Below are 16170 nucleotides of genomic sequence, written 5' to 3'. Positions count from 1 at the left end.
TACCGCTTTAACCGTCGTTTCGATCTTGCTGCTATGCTTCCCCGCCTCGCTGCTGCCGCTGCCCGGACTGGCAGCCGACCAGAGCGGTGGTTACGCCTAGCGGAAGATTGGCGCTAATCAGGAAAAGGAATGTGCCCTCTCCCTCCGGGAGAGGGTGGCCGAAGGCCGGGTGAGGGAGGTTTTGGCCTCCCAAAGATTGACACGCGGGCATTTTCCGCGTAACCCTTTCTGCAGTTTTGAAAGCCGAAGAGGAGGAAGTCTCATGATAATGCGATGGATGATGGCTGCCGTGGTGCTGCTCTTGGTGAGCGGCACCGCCTTGGCGATGGAGGGAGCGCGCTCCGTGGAGGCGGCGCTTAGTTTCGGGACCGAAGCCTTCGACGGCCTCGGCGGAGAATGGGGAGCCACCCTGGCCGGCGGAGCCAAGCTGCGAAGCGATCTCCAGGCGCGGGCCGAGCTTTCCTACTACCGGGCCAGCACCGCCAAGGGCGACGTCGATCTCACCGCCACCCGGGTGCCGATCGACCTCGATCTCCGCTATCTCGTGCCGCTCGAGCGGATCGACCCGGAACTCTCCGCCTTCGGCGAGGGGGGAATCGAAGTCAGCTTCGACCATTGGCACCCCGCCCCCGATGCCTCCCGCAGCGAGACCAGGTTCGGCGGGATCGTCGGCGCCGGCCTCCACTACGCGCTCCCGCAAAACTACTCCGCCTTCATCAGGCTCGACTACCGCGTGATCGAGGACAGCTACCTCACCGCGGGCATCGGCCTCGGCTACAGTTTCTGACCGACCTGACATGAACCTGTACGAGCGGTACTGTCTCCCCTGCCTGATCAACCTCGTCTGCGGCAGCTCGCTCTTCTTCGATCTGCGTGCCAAGGTGGTCTGCCGCGCGGAAGGGCGGGTACTGGAGATCGGAATGGGGGGCGGGCAGAATCTCCCCTTCTACGAAATGGACAAGGTCGACTGCGTCTGCGGCATCGAGCCGTCCGGGCTCCTTCGCGCCAAGGCGGGCGAGGTGGCCAGATCGTGCCGGGTGCCGGTGGAGATGGTCGATGCCATCGCCGAAAAGCTCCCGCTGGAGAGCGATAGCTTCGACACCGTCCTTTTCACCTTCACCCTGTGCACCGTCACCGACGGCGAGGCTGCCCTCCGGGAGGCGAGGAGAGTCCTCAAGCCGGAGGGAAGGATCATCTTCTGCGAGCACGGGATCGCCCCCGACGCTTCCTGCCGGAAATGGCAGAACAGGCTCAACCCGCTCTGGAAAAGGGTATCCGGCGGATGCAATCTCAACCGCCCGATTCCGCAACTCCTCGAAGCGGGAGGATTCCGGCTCGAAGGGATGACCACCGGTTACTGGGAGGGGGCGCCCAAACTGCTCGGCTACCTCTACGAAGGCACCGGCACCAAGCGCTGACCACAAAATACGGCAGGGAACCGACCCGGCCGTACCGGAACCTGCTCGCCGTCTCACTATTCCCATAAAAAAACAGCAGGGGAGCTCCTGGCCACCCTGCTGTTTTTCTTCACGCTTCCCAAAAATCCTGGAATTAGATATCCCAGTTGTCGATCTTCATGGTTCCCTTCTTGGCGAGATTCACCTGCATCTTGAAGACCCGGTCGAGGAGCTGCGGCTCGTGGCCGGCCTTTCTTTCCAGGCAGTCCTTGGTCGCGATGTCGAGGTACTCCTGCAAAAGCGGCCTGTAGTCCGGGTGCGCGCACTTGTCGATGATGACCTGGGCACGGCTCTTCGGATCGAGGCCGCGCAGGTCGGCCAGCCCCTGCTCGGTGACCAGCACGTCGAGGTCGTGCTCGGTGTGGTCGACGTGCGGGACGTGCGGGACGACGCAGGTGATGCCGGTCGGGTCGGTCTTGGTCGGGCGCGCCGACGGGGTGTGCATGATGGAGAGGTAGGCGTTGCGGAGGAAGTCGCCGGAGCCGCCGATGCCGTTGATCATGCGGGTGCCCCCCACCAGGGTGGAGTTGGCGTGGCCGTAGATGTCGAACTCGACCGGGGTGTTCATGGCGATGCAGCCCAGCCGGCGGATCGGCTCCGGGTGGTTGGCGATGGAGAGCGGGCGCATCATCACCTTGTTGCTGTACTTGTCCCAGTTGTCGTAGAAGCGCTTGAAGCCGTCCACCGAGAAGGAGAGCGACACGGTGGAGGCGAAGTCGAGCTTGCCGGAGTCGAAGAAGTCGAGCATGGTGTCCTGCAGCACCTCGGTCCAGACTTTGAGGCCGGTGAAGGGGCCGTTGGCAAGGCCGCCGATGACCGCGTTGGCGATGGAGCCGACGCCGGACTGCAGCGGAAGCAGGTTGGCCGGGAGCCTTCCCGCCTTCACCTCGGTGGAGAAGAAGTCGATGATGTTGGCGGCGATGGCCTGGGAGGTGTCGTCCTGCTCGCTGAAGGCGCGGCCGTTGTCCGGGCGGTCGGACTCGATGATGGCGACGATGCGGTCGTTGTCGATGCGGACGTAGGGGGAACCGGCGCGGTCGTCGACCCTGCTGATCAGGTACGGGAGACGGTTGGGGGGAGCGACCGGCTCGACGATGTCGTGCAGACCCTCGAAGCTCGGGATCGAGGTGTTGATCTCGATGATGACCTTGTCGGCGATCTGGGCGATCTCAGGGACGGCGCCGCAGGAGGCGGTGAGGACCAGGTCGCCGTTCTCGGTGATGGCGGAGCATTCGATGATGGCGATGTCGAGGCGCCCGCCGTTTTCCTTGGTGTAGAAGCCGTAGCCCAGGTCCTGGGCGAACATGGAGAGGTGCTTGTCGCCCATGCGGATGCGGCCGGTGTTGATGCCGGCCTGGATGTTCTTGCCGGTCTGGTACGGCCAGCGGCGGTCGATCATGTCGAGCGAGGCCCAGCGGTCCTCGGTCTCGACCCCCACCGAGGCGCCGATGAACAGGTTGAACCTGAGTTTTCCCTGCAGCTGGTTCTTCTCGACGTGGTCGGCCAGCGCGATGGGGACCATCTTCGGGTATCCGGCGGGAGTAAAACCGGACCAGCCGACGTTCATTCCGTTCTGGAACATCGGGATGACGTCCTCAACCTTTCTGACCCTGGTGTGAAGGCTCGATTTCCTGATCCTGCGGTAGAATTCCTCCGACATGTACCTCTTCCTCCTGACTTGTGTTATGGTGTGTCCGGCAGTTATAGATCGAACGTTCGTTCGGCGTCTACACCATATCAGCACGTCGTTCTGTTTGCAATATGAATTGGCATTTCCTGTTTGTTTTTGTTAAGGTCTAGCTCATTTCAACGGGTTGGGGTGGCTATGGAGAAAGTGGACGGCCGGACGAAGCTATTGGAGGTGGGGACCCGTCTTTTTGCCGAGCGGGGGCTCAACGGGGTAAGTATCAGGGAGCTCGCCCAGGAGGCCCAGACGAGCATCTCGATGATCTCCTACTATTTCGGGAGCAAGGAAGGGCTCTACTGCGAGGTGCTCCGGCAGCAGTTCGCGAGCTTCAAGGAGATCCACCAGATCAGGGAACAGGTGAGCGACCCGGTCGCCATGATCGAGGAGTATCTCCGCTGGACCTTCAGGCGGCACCGCAACAACCCGCACCTGTTGCGCTTTTACACGAGCGAACTGACCAACCCCACCCCGTTCTTCGAGCCGATCGTGATGCCGGTGATCGACGAGGTCATCGTGGCGATGGCCGAGGTGATCGAGGAAGGGAAAAAGCGCAAGCAGTTCCGGGACGACGTCCAGCCGACCAACGCCGCGCTGGCCCTGGCCGGGATGGTCAACTATTTCTTCCTGAGTCTGCTCGCCACCGAAAACCTGATCAACCACTCCCCCGAGCAGGACGAGCAGCTCGTCCACCAGTACCTCTCCATCTTCACCCGGGGGGTATCCTGCGAGCCGCCCCCTATTTGACGGCGTCGGCAGGGAGTATGTACGGCGGACGGGAAACGATGGTCGCCAGGAGGGTGTCATCTCGGTTCAGGTTCGCTACCATTTGATCGGTCAGATCCTCGCAATCGAGAATTTCCAGGCTTCCTCCCGACTGGCCGGCGATCCGCTGGCCCAATCCATGCGTCTCGCTGTCCAGAACGTATATCCCATAAAACTTGTCGCGGTCGAAACCTGATCTGGCCACCGCTACCAGCTTGTTCACGATGTAATCCGTCAGTTTGGAATTGATATCCTCAAGATCCGATTGGGCATCCTTCAGAAACGCTTTATAATCCGCCATCTTACTCTTGAACTCGTTTTCCTTTGCCTGCCTGACCGGTAGCGGCATCGAATCTCCCTTCAACTCTGCCTTCAATGCCTTTAACACATCCTCCCGGTTCTTTTTCTCGGCCTCGTAGCGTTTTGCGACTTCGGCAAGCACCGACTTTGCCTTTTGGGCGGCCTTGGACTCAATAAGCCCCCTGTTCATGTTCAAAAACCCGTTCGTTTGGGCGAGCGCGAGGCTTGAATGGAACACGATGGCCACCACCATCAAAACTTTCTGGAAATTCATCACGTCCCTCCTTCAAATCTGATCAAGGTTTTTGCGGCGATGGTGTTGAGTGGGACTATTTTTCCATAAATCCATACCCCGTGCCCTGCAGCACCTTGCCACTTTCATTGACTCCTATGATCCCCCCGAATTCCTCTCCAGCCTGGCAGCCACTCGTGAAATGCATCATAATGAGAGCGGCGTTACCGGTGTGGGTCCCCCCCCATCCCCATTCGGCAAACGTTTTGATTTGATATGGACCAGAGTCGGAGGGGACAAACTCCCAGGTGAACGCCCCCTGGTTATTTTCCGCACAATCATTTTGGTACTGTCCTGTACCTCCAGGAAGGAATTTCCGCCAATCAGTGTTGCTCATTCCTCCAAAATACAATGTTTTTCCGTATATATTGCCAATCTTACCGATATCCACAGAAGAGACGGCCACCGGATTACCGTTAACCTGTGAACCATCTTTGGCAGGCTGTTGTGCGGCTGGTTTACTCGACGTGGTTTGCTTTTGCTGGGTAGAGTTACTGGTGGTTTGTTGTGCCACCTGCTTACGTGAGGGGCTCTGGCGGCCACCGGGAGCAGGATACGCCGAGGACGGTGCCTGACCGTATCCCTGGTTGGACGATCCCCCCTGGTTGGACGATCCCCCCTGGTTGGACGATCCCCCCTGGCGCCAACCCGACCCTGACAAGCTGTTCCGGGACCCATTTGACGCTCCCGATCCGTTTTGGCCGTTGGAGGAGGCGGAGCCGCCCGGGGAGCCGTTAGAGTATCCCGAACCGCTCTGGGATCCGCTCGAGGATGAGGTACCGTTCGACCAGGAAGAATTCGAGGAGCCTGTCGTACCGGCGTTGGAGGCCACCCTTAAATCCGTTCCATCCATGTGACCGTTGACAACCCTTCCCGTGGGATGGTTCTGCCAGGTCGGGATGACGACCTGCGGTGTTACGTACTTCTGGACCAAAGGTCGGTCCGCCTGTCTCCGCTCCTCCGCGCGGCGGGCGGCCATTTCCCGCTCCCGCGCAGCCCGCCGGAGTTGCTCCTCCCGCTCTCTGGCGACACGCTCCTCCCGCTCCCTCGCCGCCCGCCGGTACTGCTCCTCGCGCTCCGCGCGCTCCCTTTGCATCCGCTCCTCACGCTCCCTCTGGGCGCGCTCGCGCTGCTCGCGTATCGCCGCCATCTTGGCGTTGAACTCCTGCTCCCGTTCCGCCTTGACCTGATCCACGGTGGAGTTGAACCCCTCCATGTCTCCGTTGTAGACCGCCTTTGCGGTCGAAGTAACCAACCGGGCCTGCTGGTCGGGAGAGTACCCCTTGGCGGCTGCCCCAATCATGGTGCCCGCCGCAATAGCGAAGGCCCCTTTCATCAGGTTGTCGTTCTGCGCCCTCTCCTCTTCCCGGCGCCTCTCCGCTTCGGCCTCCTGCCTCTGGCGCTCCTGCTCCCTGGCGGCCCGCTCCTCCGCCAGCCGGATCTGGCGCTCCATCTCCTCCTTGGCCGCCTTCTCCTCCGCCTCGTATTTCCGTTCGGCGGCAAGGTCCTGCTTCAGGAAGCGCAGAGCCGATTTATCCTGCGGATTGTTAACGTACTTAGCAGCCTTGGCGATTTTTTTCTCCGCACAGTCATAATCACGGCGCTTTATGCAGGCATATGCCTTGTCGGAAAGTGACGAGAATTCCAGATGGTCCAGCTGATCGAGCTGGTCGAGCATCTTCATCTGCTGTTCAGTCACCGCCAGCGACGGCAGCGAAGAACAGACAATCTGGAAGGTAATGACCATCAGGCCAAGTTGCTTACGCGCATTCATGTTTGTTCCCTCCAAAGGGGCATCCGATAACAAGACAACACATCATTTAAGAGATTGAATATTGGCAACAGTGTCCGTGATATAGCGGGAAAGGTTCAATAGGCGATGCCACTGGTCAGAGGTGGCGTCCTTGACCGCTGTCAGAGCCTCGAAAAGCATCCGCCTGGCCTCTACCGTCTGGCAGCCCTGGTCGTGACCGGCCCCTGCGGGAAGCTCCTTTTTGCTGGGAATGCCGTTGGACCTTTTCAGCGGGTGGGCATGCTCACGAATCGGGGCGAGAAGACATTCGTCGAACACCTTGGCGTGCGCGTTATCCAACTGCGAACGGATACTGTCGGCCCGCCTGGCAAAATCCTGCTCCTCGAGATACTTGGCAGCCTCCACCAGCAGCAGCCGATCGCTGCGGAAAAGGGCATACTCTTCCAGCATCAATTGCGCCTCCCGCAGATGGCGGTCGCCGGCGAGTCGGGCGCTGTACGAGGGATCCTCGGTCCAGACGGCCCTTCTCACCCCCGGTGCTATGCTCAGGTAGCTTTCCAGGTCATTGAATTGAGGGCTCTTCATCTGGCCCCTCACCTCAAACAAAGCCTTCCGATAAAAGTCCTCGGTGCTGGAAAAATAGAACCCTTCCCGCTCGGCTGCCTCAAGAGAGTTTAGGGCGGCGCCGTCGGTCAGCGCTGTCCCCTTCATTGCCTCAAAGAGTGTGTCCGGCCGAAGAAAGCCGCCGCTCATCGCCGAGTTGGAGGCGAATTCGGGCCAGGTGGCGCGGAGCGCGTTTTGCAGCAGTGTCGCACAGTTGCGGGTGAAAAAATTGTAGCCCCCCGCAAAACTCCAATGGACACCGGAAAGCTCCCGCACCATCTCCGCCCGCCGGGCATCGTCAAGGCGGAGGGGGAGCGAATAGACCTCGCGGAATTCGTCGATCGCGTAGCCTCGGTAGACGTCCATGAACGGGTGGGCAAACAGGTAGGCCCGGTAGTCGCCTTTCAAGGCCTTGAGGGTGTCGAGGGCCAGGTCATTAACGTGCGCCTCGTACCCGAGCACAAGGTGCTCGAACAGGTTGGCGTCGCAGTCAGCAGCTGTCGACTTCCCCTCTGGACAGACCACCAGCCGTAAGGCGACGTGGCCGAACCGGGAGGCTAGGCTGCCACTCTTCCCGGCAAAAACCAGGTGAATCGAGCTGACCCGCCTGGGGTCCAGCCAAACGATGGAGGGGTTTCCTGCCAGGGGGAGGACCGAAAAGGGGACCTCCCCTCGGCAGGTGGCCGGCGGCGCATTTTCCGCGTACCGGTGACGAAAGTACCGACCGTAAAGCGGTTGCCGGCAGGCGAAATCCGGGTCGATCAGATAATCTGCCAGCGCCTCGGCATACGCCAGGGCCAGCTCCCTTTCCCCCCCGGCAACAACCTCTGCCAATTGGCCGAATTCCCGATCCGGGCCGAGTGGAGGCTCAGGGGAGCGGGAAAGAAGATCGACCAGCAGCTCGCGGGTTGAGGGGGGCGGCAAGGTGGAGAGGGCGCCTCCCCCCCCCGCAACAACCAACCGAGACGCCATCTCCTTGGAGAGGGTATCCCGCAGGGGGGGCGGCGCACTCCGAAGGACCGCCGTCAAACTTTCCCAGCTTGCCACCGAGATAGTCACCGGGGCGGCTGCTGGAGGTGACATACCGGAGGTGGCGCACCCAGCTAACCACAGAAGGGCCGCCAGCAGGGCGAAACGGATCATCTCCCGGCCACGACCACCGGCCTTGCATCATCGATCGCCTCAGTTCTACGGTACCTGGATGCGGCCTGCGCCATCATGGAGTCAGGCTTTCCCCAGGTGGAGGGGCGCAGAGCCGCCTCATTCTTGATCTGGTGGATCTTGTAGCTCACGGTCGGCATAGAGGTCAGATCGGCCAGGAACGACTCGATGGTCCCCACCGGTCCGCAGGTCGTGTAGGTCACCTCCTTATTATCCCGCTGAGCCTCCTTCCAGCCACGATCCAGATATTCCTTGGTATTTTGGAAGTAGGAAATCTGATCTATCCTGGCCTGCTTTGCCTCTTCCTTCATCTTAGCGTCCCAGGCTCGGCGTTCTTCGGCCTGGGTCCGCTCGACTTCCTTGATTTTGTTGCGCCAAGCCTGGGCACGCTCGGAGTCCTGCGGCACCCCCTTGCCGGTCTCGAAACGGTCCGCAATATCCTTCATGGCCTCGAGGTCGTTATTGTTGGCTGCCTTGAGAGCGACGTTCGCCCTGGTTTCCTCCGCCTTTTGCCGCCACCGGGCGGCCTCGACGGCATCCTCCGTGACACCTTTGCCGAAGTCATAACGGATGGCCATCTTCTCCATGGCTATTACGTCGCCTCCTTCCGCCGCCTGGCGGTCGGCAAGCAACTCGGCCTGCTCCTTTCTCTGCTTCGCTTCCTGGGTCATCTGGGGGGCGGACAGGACGATCTCGACCCGCTGAGCCACACCTTCCGCCACCCTGAGCTTCTTCTGGAAAACTCTCTCGAAATCGTTATTGACCATCTTGCGGGCCCGCAGGGTTACCGCCCCTTCCTTCACCGGGACGTCGACCGGGCATTCCCCGACGAACTTCTCGTTGACATACACCTCAGTCCCCGCGTCATCATCGTCACACTGAACGCGGATGATACTGTCCGCATAGACCGGAAAAGACGCGACCAACACCAGGAGCCAGCTGACAAGTAGTGCCTTTTTCAATTTTTCCCTCCGACTGCCATTGAAATAGAAAAACCTGCTGAAACTCAAAAAACTGCAGATACTGATAGCAACCATGCCTGATCATGTTTCAGTTTTTATCTGAATACTAATTGGCCAATATAACAGTAGCACCTACAACACGATCTTTAATTTATCAACCACAATATTATTATTTACTGTTAACACCCCATTCAAATATCGCTATGAAATAGTGCTGTGCCGAAAATCACCCTCAGTGGAAGGCGTGAATTTGTCGACTATAGTCGAAATCACCCAGCGCCGGTTCCATAACGAAGCAGCCTGAACTTAATAAAGTTCTAACCGGGTTTTGGAGGGAACAAGATTACCCCTCTTAAATACGCGTACCTTTGAAGGTGGGTACTCCTATAAAGGATGGCCGGCGCGTAGTGGGGAGCCACGCGTCACCTCCACCTCGGGGAGTCATCCCGGCTGAAGAGTTCGAGGAAGGTAGATGAAGGTAGGGGGGGATTGCTTTCCCATTAAAAAGGGAGCACCATAGTCCTAGCCAACATAAAGACGAGGTGTACGATGAAGGACTCAGTCGAGAAGACCATAGAACTGAAGGCGCCGGTCTCGCGGGTCTGGCACGCGCTGACCGACTATCGGGAATTCGGAGAATGGTTCCAGGCGAAGCTGGAAACGCCCTTTACCCAGGGGCAAGTGACCACCGGACACATGACCTATCCGGGATTCGAACACGTCAAGTGGGAAGCCGAGATCAAGCGGATGGAGCAGGAAAAGCTCTTCTCCTTCACCTGGCATCCCTACGCCATAGACCCCTCGGTGGACTACTCCCAGGAGACCCCCACGCTGGTCGAGTTCCGTTTGGAAAAGATCGAGACCGGGACCCTGATCCGCGTGAAGGAAACCGGCTTCGACAAGCTCCCGCCCCACCGCCGCGAAGAAGCGCTCCAGATGCATGAAGAGGGTTGGGCGGAGCAATTGGAAAACATCCAAAAGTACGTCACCACCGAACACAGGGAATAAAGTCCCCCAACCATAGCCGATGTCACCGCCAGTGCGGCGGGACATCGGCTCCCCTGGCTCTACCGCGTGTCTTACCCCGGCTCCCTCACGCCCACGCCCACGCCCACGCTCACCCGGCTCAACCCTCACCCGGCTTTACCGAGCTCACCGGCCGGCCTCTGCCACTCCCTTCCCTCCCTCTCCCTCCGGGAGAGGGCCGGGGTGAGGGAAGGCCGAGATTCACGGAAAATCTCCCTCACCCTAACCCTCTCCGGGGGGGAGAGGGAATTAAGCGTGAATCAGGCGGCGGGGCGGACCGCCGACGCCCCTTTACCGGTTTCCGCCTCCAGCTCTTCCAATAGAGCGATCAACTGCTCCGACTGGGCGAGCATCTCCCTGCACTGCTCCGCCGCCGCCCGCTGGTCGCCGGCATTGAAGGAAGTGACGGCAAGCCTGCCGAGCTCGTGCACCCGGGCGTGGGGAGCCTCGATCTCCCGGAAGGCCGCCAAGTGACCGCAGACCTCCCTCCCCTGCTCCTGCCACCACCGCCCGAACGCGCAGGTCTGGTGGGTCGGCAGCGCATCGGGATCCACCTGCCTTACGCCCGCCAGGTGCGACTTTATCTTCCCGGTGAAGATCATGTGGGCGGTCCTCGCCTTTCTCAACCGCAGCGCCACCGGCTCGTCGATCCTCAGGGTCGCGATGGTCTCTCCCAGCGACTCCGCCAGGTCGTTCAGCGTGTTGGCCTCGGCCGCCGAGTGATGCGCCGCGCCGGAGGTCTGGCTGGAGACCGCGGTGATCTCGTGGATGCCGCCGCTGATCTCGCTGGTGGTCGCCGTCTGCTCCTCGGCGGCCGCCGCTATCTGGTTCAGCTGCATCGAGAGCTTGTTGATCTCCTCCAGGATGGTCCCCATCGCCTCCCCGGACCGCCCCACCTGCTCGGTCCCGTGCCGAACCTCGCCGACCCCTTCTTCCATGGCCGCCACGGCCCCCCTGGTTTCCACCTGGATCGCCTTGATCATCTCCCCGATCTCCCGGGTGGCCCTGGTGGTCCGCTCCGCAAGCGCCCGCACCTCGTCCGCCACCACCGCGAAGCCCCGCCCCTGTTCACCCGCCCGCGCCGCCTCGATGGCCGCATTGAGGGCGAGGAGATTGGTCTGGTCGGCGATGTCCTCGATGGTCCCCACGATGGCCCCGATCTGTTCGGACCGGCCGCCGAGCGAGCCGATGGCCGCCGCGGTGGCGGTCACCCGTTCCGCGATGGACCCCATCGCGTCGATGCTTTGCGAGATGATGGCGGCCCCGCGGTTGGCCTCGTCGGTCACCTGCCGGGCACCGTCGGCCGCCAACTGGCAGTTCCTGGCGATGTCGCCGGAGGTGGCGGCCATCTCCTCCCCGGCGGTCGCCACGGTGGTCGCCTGGGAGGCGACCTGGTCGGCCCCCTCGGTCATCTCGGAGGCTTGGCGGTGGACCTGGGCGGCAGACGAGGTCAGGTCCGCCACCGTGAAACCGATCCTCTCCACCAGGGTGGAGAGGCCATCGGCCATCCGGTCGAAGGAGTTCCCGATGGTGGCGAACTCGTCCGCCCCCGCAAGCCTCAGGCGCCGGGTAAGATCCCCCTTCTCCATGGCGGCGCTGAAATTCACCAGGGAGTCGGCCCCCCGGGAAACGGAGCGGATGACGAGCACCCCGATCACCCCGGAGCCCGCGATGGCACCGAGGATCAAGCAAACCGCCACCAGCGTCGTCCGGCGGTAGTTGGCCTGAGCCCGCTCGTAGAGAGCCTTGGCATCCTTGGTCTGGTAGTCGTAGAAGAGGGTACCGGTGTCGTCGGCCTTCCTGAAGAGCGGATTGATCTTGGTCAGGGTGAGCCTGGTCGCCTCCGTGAAGTTGCCGGCCAGGATCGCCTCCCGCACCGGCCGGGCACCGTCCCTGAGGAAGGCCTCGCGCTCGGAGGCGAACCGGTCAAAGAGCCGGCGCTCCTGCGGATCGTTGATCACCCCGCTTATCTCCTTCGAGAGTGCGGCAATGTCCTCGATCTGCTGGGCTACCAGGTCGGTGTGCACCTGGACCTCGTGGTCATGGAGGCCCAGGACCTCGGGATGGGCAGGGTCGTGCTGCAGGGCCAGCAAGAGCTGGATCCGGATGCCTCGCATGAGGTCGGTCACCTTGCCGGACTTGTTGAGCACGGCCAGGTTTTTCCCGTAGATGATCTGGATGTCGCCGTTACTGTCATGCATGCCTAAAAGGCCGACCACGCCGGTCAGGGTAATGAACAGCCATCCCCCCGCCAGTATCAATTGGATCTTCCTCTTAATGGTCATGTGAGCCTCCATGATGCCGATGTCTCTACGGCTGAAAACGTTTCTGAACCTGCGGGGGTGCCGTTCACAATCCAGCGGCCGGAAGTTTGTCACGGGAGCGGCAGGAAGGTAAACTTCACCCATATAATCATATCGGCGTGATTCTCCGTGACTTTACCGGGGAATCCCGTGTCTGGGAAAGGCACGTACTATGACTGGGGAAAAATCTTAGAGAGAGTCCACGCAAAACCGATTGACATTCAAATGATCATTTGATTATAAGATCGTTAGTGCCGATCACCCCGGCCCACGTTACCGGCAGCGCTCTGCTGCCGATCCGAGAGGAAAACCTGTGGACCTCCAACATATCCCCGACCGCTTGTATCAGCAGTTCGCCCGCGTCGGCCAGGCGCTCGCCAGCCAGCAGCGGGTCAGAATCCTCAACCTCCTCTGCCAGAGGGATCGCTACGTCGATGACCTCGCCGAAGAGCTCGGGCAAAGCTCGGCCAACACGAGCGCCCACCTGAAGATCCTCCGCGAGGCCCACCTCATCGAGATCCGCCGCGAGGGGCGCAACGCCTACTGCTCGCTCTCGGGGAGCCCCGCCGTCAAGCTCTGGGTGGCCCTGCGCGACTTCGGGCTTCAGCAGGACCCCATCGCCCGCGAGCTCATGCGGGAATACGGCCGCGACGTCGACACCGTCTCGGAAGTGCTCGGCGAGGAGGCGCTGGAGATGGTCAGCAGCGGCGCGGCGGTCCTGGTCGATCTCCGCCCTTCCCGGGAGTACCAGGCCGGGCACCTCCCCCTGGCCCAGAGCATCCCCGTCGAGGAACTCGAAGCCCGTCTCGAGGAGATCCCCCGCGACAAGGTCGTCTTCATCTACCGCCGCAGCCCCTTCTGCCTCGGGACCGTCAAGGCGGCCAAGATCCTGAAAAAGGCGGGGTTCGAACCGCGGCGGCTTCGCGACGGCGTGGCGGAATGGCGCGCCGAGGGAAGGATCTTGCCCACCAGCGCCGAGCCGGCCGACGCCAAGAAAGGAAAAGCAGCATGAACCGCACGAAGAAACTCTTCCAGTTGGTCATCCTCATCGCCATCGGCCTCTACCTATTCCCGCTGGTCAAGGAGAGGTTCGCCTTCGCCGGCGCACCACCGGCACCTCACCAGGCGGCCCCCGATTTCACCCTCAAAACGATGTCCGGTAACCAGCTCCGCCTGGCCGACTACCGCGGGAAGGTGGTGCTGGTGAACTTCTTCGCCAGCTGGTGCCCTCCCTGCCGGATGGAGATCCCCGGATTCCAGAAGACCTACGCCGCCTACCAGGGGCGGGGATTCACCGTGATCGGCGTCGCCATCGACGACGTCCCCCCTTCCTTCCTGAAACGGATGGGGATGACCTATCCGGTCGTGTTCGGAAACGACAGCGTCATCAATGCCTACGGAAACATCTCCAGCGTCCCGGTCTCCTTCCTGATCGGAAGGGACGGCAAGGTCGTCAAGAAGGTGATGGGTTACTACCTCGAGAGCAGCTTGAAAAGCGACCTCGAGAAGGCCCTGACCGGCAGGATCTAGAGGGGAGAGACCGGCTCCGCCAAGTGACAGAGTCCCTTGCCCGACCCTGCCCCCCTCCCTCCGGGAGAGGGCTGGGGTGAGGGAAGTTGTTCCGAGGGGGGAAGAGCGAAGGTCTTTCGTTGAAACAAGGGCCGAAGGTGCAGGACCGGCTAAGGAGATAAATAATCGGTGCTGATCAGGATAAGAAAAAGGAGGGGGTAATGAAGCGGCTTATCATCGTGGTGGTTCTATTGGCGGCTACGAGTGCATGGGGGTTTGACGCGGCATCGCAGTGCGTGATCTGCCATGGGGACAAAAACCGGATGAAGGAGCTTGGGGCCGAGGCGATGTACCTCGACCCGGCGCAGGTCGACCGGGAAGTCGGCATGGAGGGGGCGACCTGCGTCGACTGCCACCTCGGTGACGGTGCCCAGTCGACCAAGGAGGGCTCCCACAAGGGGATGCTCCGTCCGTTCGTGGTCGCGGTAGGTCCCAAGGTCAAGGGGGAGGCCCTTTCCCGCGAGGCGGCGGGCGCGCTTCAACCGCTCACCCCCCGCGGGACCGGGATGGACCGGATGATCCCCAAGGGTGACCCGGAAAAGCTGAAAGCCGCCGGGGCCAAAGCGATCATCGGGATCGAGTGGCACGACCGTGACCCGGAGACCATGGCCTACTCTCCCAAGGTCGCTGAGCAGACCTGCGGGCGCTGCCACCAGAAAGAGGTGAAGGACTACAACAGCTCCGACAAGGGGCTTCTCAAGCACCAGCGGGCGTTCCGCTCCTGGAGCGAAAGGCTGCCCGGCCCGCAGAACTGCGGCATGTGGTTCGGCCAGAACTACGAGAACCTCAGGGGCCAGACCTCGGTCCCTTACACCCTCGCCCAGAATGCCGCCTCCGACCGCAGCTGCAACCTCTGCCATCCCGGCTGCAACGACTGCCACTACCGCCCGTTCGCGGGGAAAGGGAGCCACTCCTTCGGGCCACCCGACACCGCCAGCTGCTACGGTGGTGGCCGGGCCAGCGTCTGCCATGCCGGGCCGATGGACCGCCGGCGCGGCGCGGGCTACATGCGGGGCGAGTACGCCTTCCCGAGCAACCTTCCGCAAGGAGCCCACGTGAAAGCGGGAGTCCAGTGCCTTGACTGCCACAAACCGGTGGACCACAACTTCGGCCACCTCGCCGCCGACGACGCCAGGTCGTCCTGCGCCAGATGCCATGCCGACATCGTCAAGGCGGTGAAGAGCTCAAGCCACAGCAACGTCGACTGCGCCGCCTGCCACGTCACCGTCTCCGGCGCCTACCAGTACACCTTCTGGGGAAAGGGGAACGTGGCCGGGGTCGAGACCCCGTACGCGAAGCACAAGGAATACTACGGCACCCGCGATCTCCCGACCCTGATCCGGGATGCCGGCGGGCGCTGGATCGGCGTCAAGCCCTACCCGATGGCGGTACTCAACCAGACCACCGACCTCGGCCCGACCGGACTCCTCTTCCGGTCGATCCCCACCCGCACCGTCCCCGGCAACGTCCGTATCGGCGAGCCGCCGGCCTTCGAGGTCTCGCGCACGGTCACCGACGTCAACGACGCCTTCATCGTGGTCGGCACCCGGGACGACCTCCCCACCGGCAACAAGGCGATCCTCTGGGTGCAGATGGACAAGCTGAGCCACGCCCTCGGAAAGCCGCGGGGATGCGGCACCTGCCACGACTCCCACGCCCAGGTGGGGAAATCGGAGTGGAGCTTCTTCGAAGGTAAAGACGTGACCAAGCCGTTCAAGGGGAGTTACACGGTGACCGCCGACAAGAACGGGATCCGTTTCAGCGAGGTGACCTGGGAGGCGCCGTCCCTGGCCCCCGACCGCAGGATCGAGGACCTCGCCCCGTTCGCGGTGTTGCCGAAGAACGCCTGGGACGTGAAGGGGATCGACCTCTCCATCCCCTTCAACGACAAGAAGACCAAGAAAGAGCGGAGCAATCTCGACGCCTTCCTGGCCGAGTTAGACAAGCGCAAGCCGACCGACGACCTCCGCAAGATCAGGGTCATCGCCTACCACAACCTGAAGATGGCCAAGGAGATGCTGGAAGCGCAGAAGTAGAGGCAAAAAAGGGAGGGTGGCCTACGGCCACCCTCCCTTATACTCTCGCCCTTAGACCGAAGGCCGCCCCCACTAATACCCTCGCCCCTTAGACCGAAGGCCGCCCCCACTATACCCTCGCCCCTTTAGGGGAGAGGGTGGCCGAAGGCCGGGTGAGGGAGGTTTTTCCCCTGCCGGAACGCCCCCTCACCTTCACACTCTCCCCCGATGGGTGCGAGGGGAGATGAAAAATAGGGGCGAGAGGAAATGGGAAAGCGGA

Annotated in this window: 14 protein-coding genes and 1 pseudogene; 9 read left to right on the top strand and 6 right to left on the bottom strand. The window is 61.8% G+C overall.

The window, feature by feature from the left end:
* From ACYVL5_RS21805 to ACYVL5_RS21795, 3 genes and pseudogenes are all read left to right on the top strand, one after another.
* Positions 1-117, top strand: a pseudogene (locus ACYVL5_RS21805) (IS1595 family transposase); the annotation flags it as partial.
* 145 nt (positions 118-262) lie between these two features.
* Positions 263-787, top strand: coding sequence for an outer membrane beta-barrel protein (locus ACYVL5_RS21800; protein ID WP_460597676.1), 525 nt, complete (start codon positions 263-265; stop codon positions 785-787).
* 10 nt (positions 788-797) lie between these two features.
* Positions 798-1418, top strand: coding sequence for a class I SAM-dependent methyltransferase (locus tag ACYVL5_RS21795; protein ID WP_460597675.1), 621 nt, complete (start codon positions 798-800; stop codon positions 1416-1418).
* Between the two features lie 133 nt (positions 1419-1551).
* Here ACYVL5_RS21795 and ACYVL5_RS21790 read toward each other — a convergent pair whose 3' ends face one another.
* Complete coding sequence (locus ACYVL5_RS21790) at positions 1552-3117, bottom strand: acetyl-CoA hydrolase/transferase C-terminal domain-containing protein (protein ID WP_460597674.1); 1566 nt, start codon at positions 3115-3117, stop codon at positions 1552-1554.
* 165 nt (positions 3118-3282) lie between these two features.
* On the opposite strand from ACYVL5_RS21790, the gene ACYVL5_RS21785 reads away from it, so the two are divergent.
* Entirely contained in the window at positions 3283-3888 is a 606-nt protein-coding gene (locus ACYVL5_RS21785) for a TetR/AcrR family transcriptional regulator (RefSeq protein WP_460597673.1), read from the top strand.
* On the opposite strand, the gene ACYVL5_RS21780 is transcribed toward ACYVL5_RS21785, so the two are convergent.
* The 3 genes from ACYVL5_RS21780 to ACYVL5_RS21770 are packed head-to-tail and all read right to left on the bottom strand — an operon-like array spanning position 3881 to position 7472.
* Entirely contained in the window at positions 3881-4480 is a 600-nt protein-coding gene (locus ACYVL5_RS21780; RefSeq protein ID WP_460597672.1) for an OmpH family outer membrane protein, read from the bottom strand. The two genes, ACYVL5_RS21785 and ACYVL5_RS21780, sit on opposite strands and share 8 nt — an antisense overlap.
* Positions 4481-4535: 55 nt before the next feature.
* Positions 4536-6272 carry a hypothetical protein gene (locus tag ACYVL5_RS21775; protein WP_460597671.1) on the bottom strand — a complete coding sequence of 579 codons (1737 nt, stop codon included), beginning with the start codon at positions 6270-6272 and terminating at the stop codon, positions 4536-4538.
* A gap of 42 nt (positions 6273-6314) precedes the next feature.
* Complete coding sequence (locus tag ACYVL5_RS21770; RefSeq protein WP_460597677.1) at positions 6315-7472, bottom strand: lipoprotein N-acyltransferase Lnb domain-containing protein; 1158 nt, start codon at positions 7470-7472, stop codon at positions 6315-6317.
* Positions 7473-7562: 90 nt separating this feature from the next.
* Here ACYVL5_RS21770 and ACYVL5_RS21765 point away from each other — a divergent pair, with 90 nt between their 5' ends.
* Positions 7563-7766, top strand: coding sequence for a hypothetical protein (locus ACYVL5_RS21765; protein WP_460597678.1), 204 nt, complete (start codon positions 7563-7565; stop codon positions 7764-7766).
* A gap of 227 nt (positions 7767-7993) precedes the next feature.
* Here ACYVL5_RS21765 and ACYVL5_RS21760 read toward each other — a convergent pair whose 3' ends face one another.
* On the bottom strand, positions 7994-8977 hold the full coding sequence (locus tag ACYVL5_RS21760) for a tetratricopeptide repeat protein (protein WP_460597670.1): 984 nt from the start codon (positions 8975-8977) through the stop codon (positions 7994-7996).
* A 549-nt stretch (positions 8978-9526) separates the two neighbouring features.
* Between ACYVL5_RS21760 and ACYVL5_RS21755 the strand changes: the two genes are divergently transcribed.
* The gene (locus tag ACYVL5_RS21755; protein ID WP_460597669.1) at positions 9527-9985 is read left to right on the top strand and encodes an SRPBCC family protein; all 459 of its coding nucleotides are present in this window, start codon (positions 9527-9529) and stop codon (positions 9983-9985) included.
* A gap of 278 nt (positions 9986-10263) precedes the next feature.
* Here the strand turns inward: ACYVL5_RS21755 and ACYVL5_RS21750 are convergent, their stop codons facing one another.
* The gene (locus ACYVL5_RS21750) at positions 10264-12288 is read right to left on the bottom strand and encodes a methyl-accepting chemotaxis protein (RefSeq protein WP_460597668.1); all 2025 of its coding nucleotides are present in this window, start codon (positions 12286-12288) and stop codon (positions 10264-10266) included.
* 331 nt (positions 12289-12619) lie between these two features.
* Here ACYVL5_RS21750 and ACYVL5_RS21745 point away from each other — a divergent pair, with 331 nt between their 5' ends.
* The 3 genes from ACYVL5_RS21745 to ACYVL5_RS21735 all read left to right on the top strand — a co-directional run bounded on the left by ACYVL5_RS21745 (position 12620) and on the right by ACYVL5_RS21735 (position 15911).
* Positions 12620-13318 carry an ArsR/SmtB family transcription factor gene (locus tag ACYVL5_RS21745; RefSeq protein WP_460597667.1) on the top strand — a complete coding sequence of 233 codons (699 nt, stop codon included), beginning with the start codon at positions 12620-12622 and terminating at the stop codon, positions 13316-13318.
* The gene (locus ACYVL5_RS21740) at positions 13315-13836 is read left to right on the top strand and encodes a TlpA disulfide reductase family protein (RefSeq protein ID WP_460597666.1); all 522 of its coding nucleotides are present in this window, start codon (positions 13315-13317) and stop codon (positions 13834-13836) included. Before ACYVL5_RS21745 ends, ACYVL5_RS21740 begins: the two co-directional genes overlap by 4 nt.
* A 200-nt stretch (positions 13837-14036) precedes the next feature.
* Positions 14037-15911 carry a cytochrome c3 family protein gene (locus ACYVL5_RS21735; protein WP_460597665.1) on the top strand — a complete coding sequence of 625 codons (1875 nt, stop codon included), beginning with the start codon at positions 14037-14039 and terminating at the stop codon, positions 15909-15911.
* Positions 15912-16170 lie beyond the last annotated feature (259 nt).

The sequence above is a fragment of the Geomonas sp. Red276 genome, from assembly GCF_054784495.1.
Note: the sequence above shows the minus strand (reverse complement) of the source record. Positions and strands in the feature narration are given on the sequence as shown.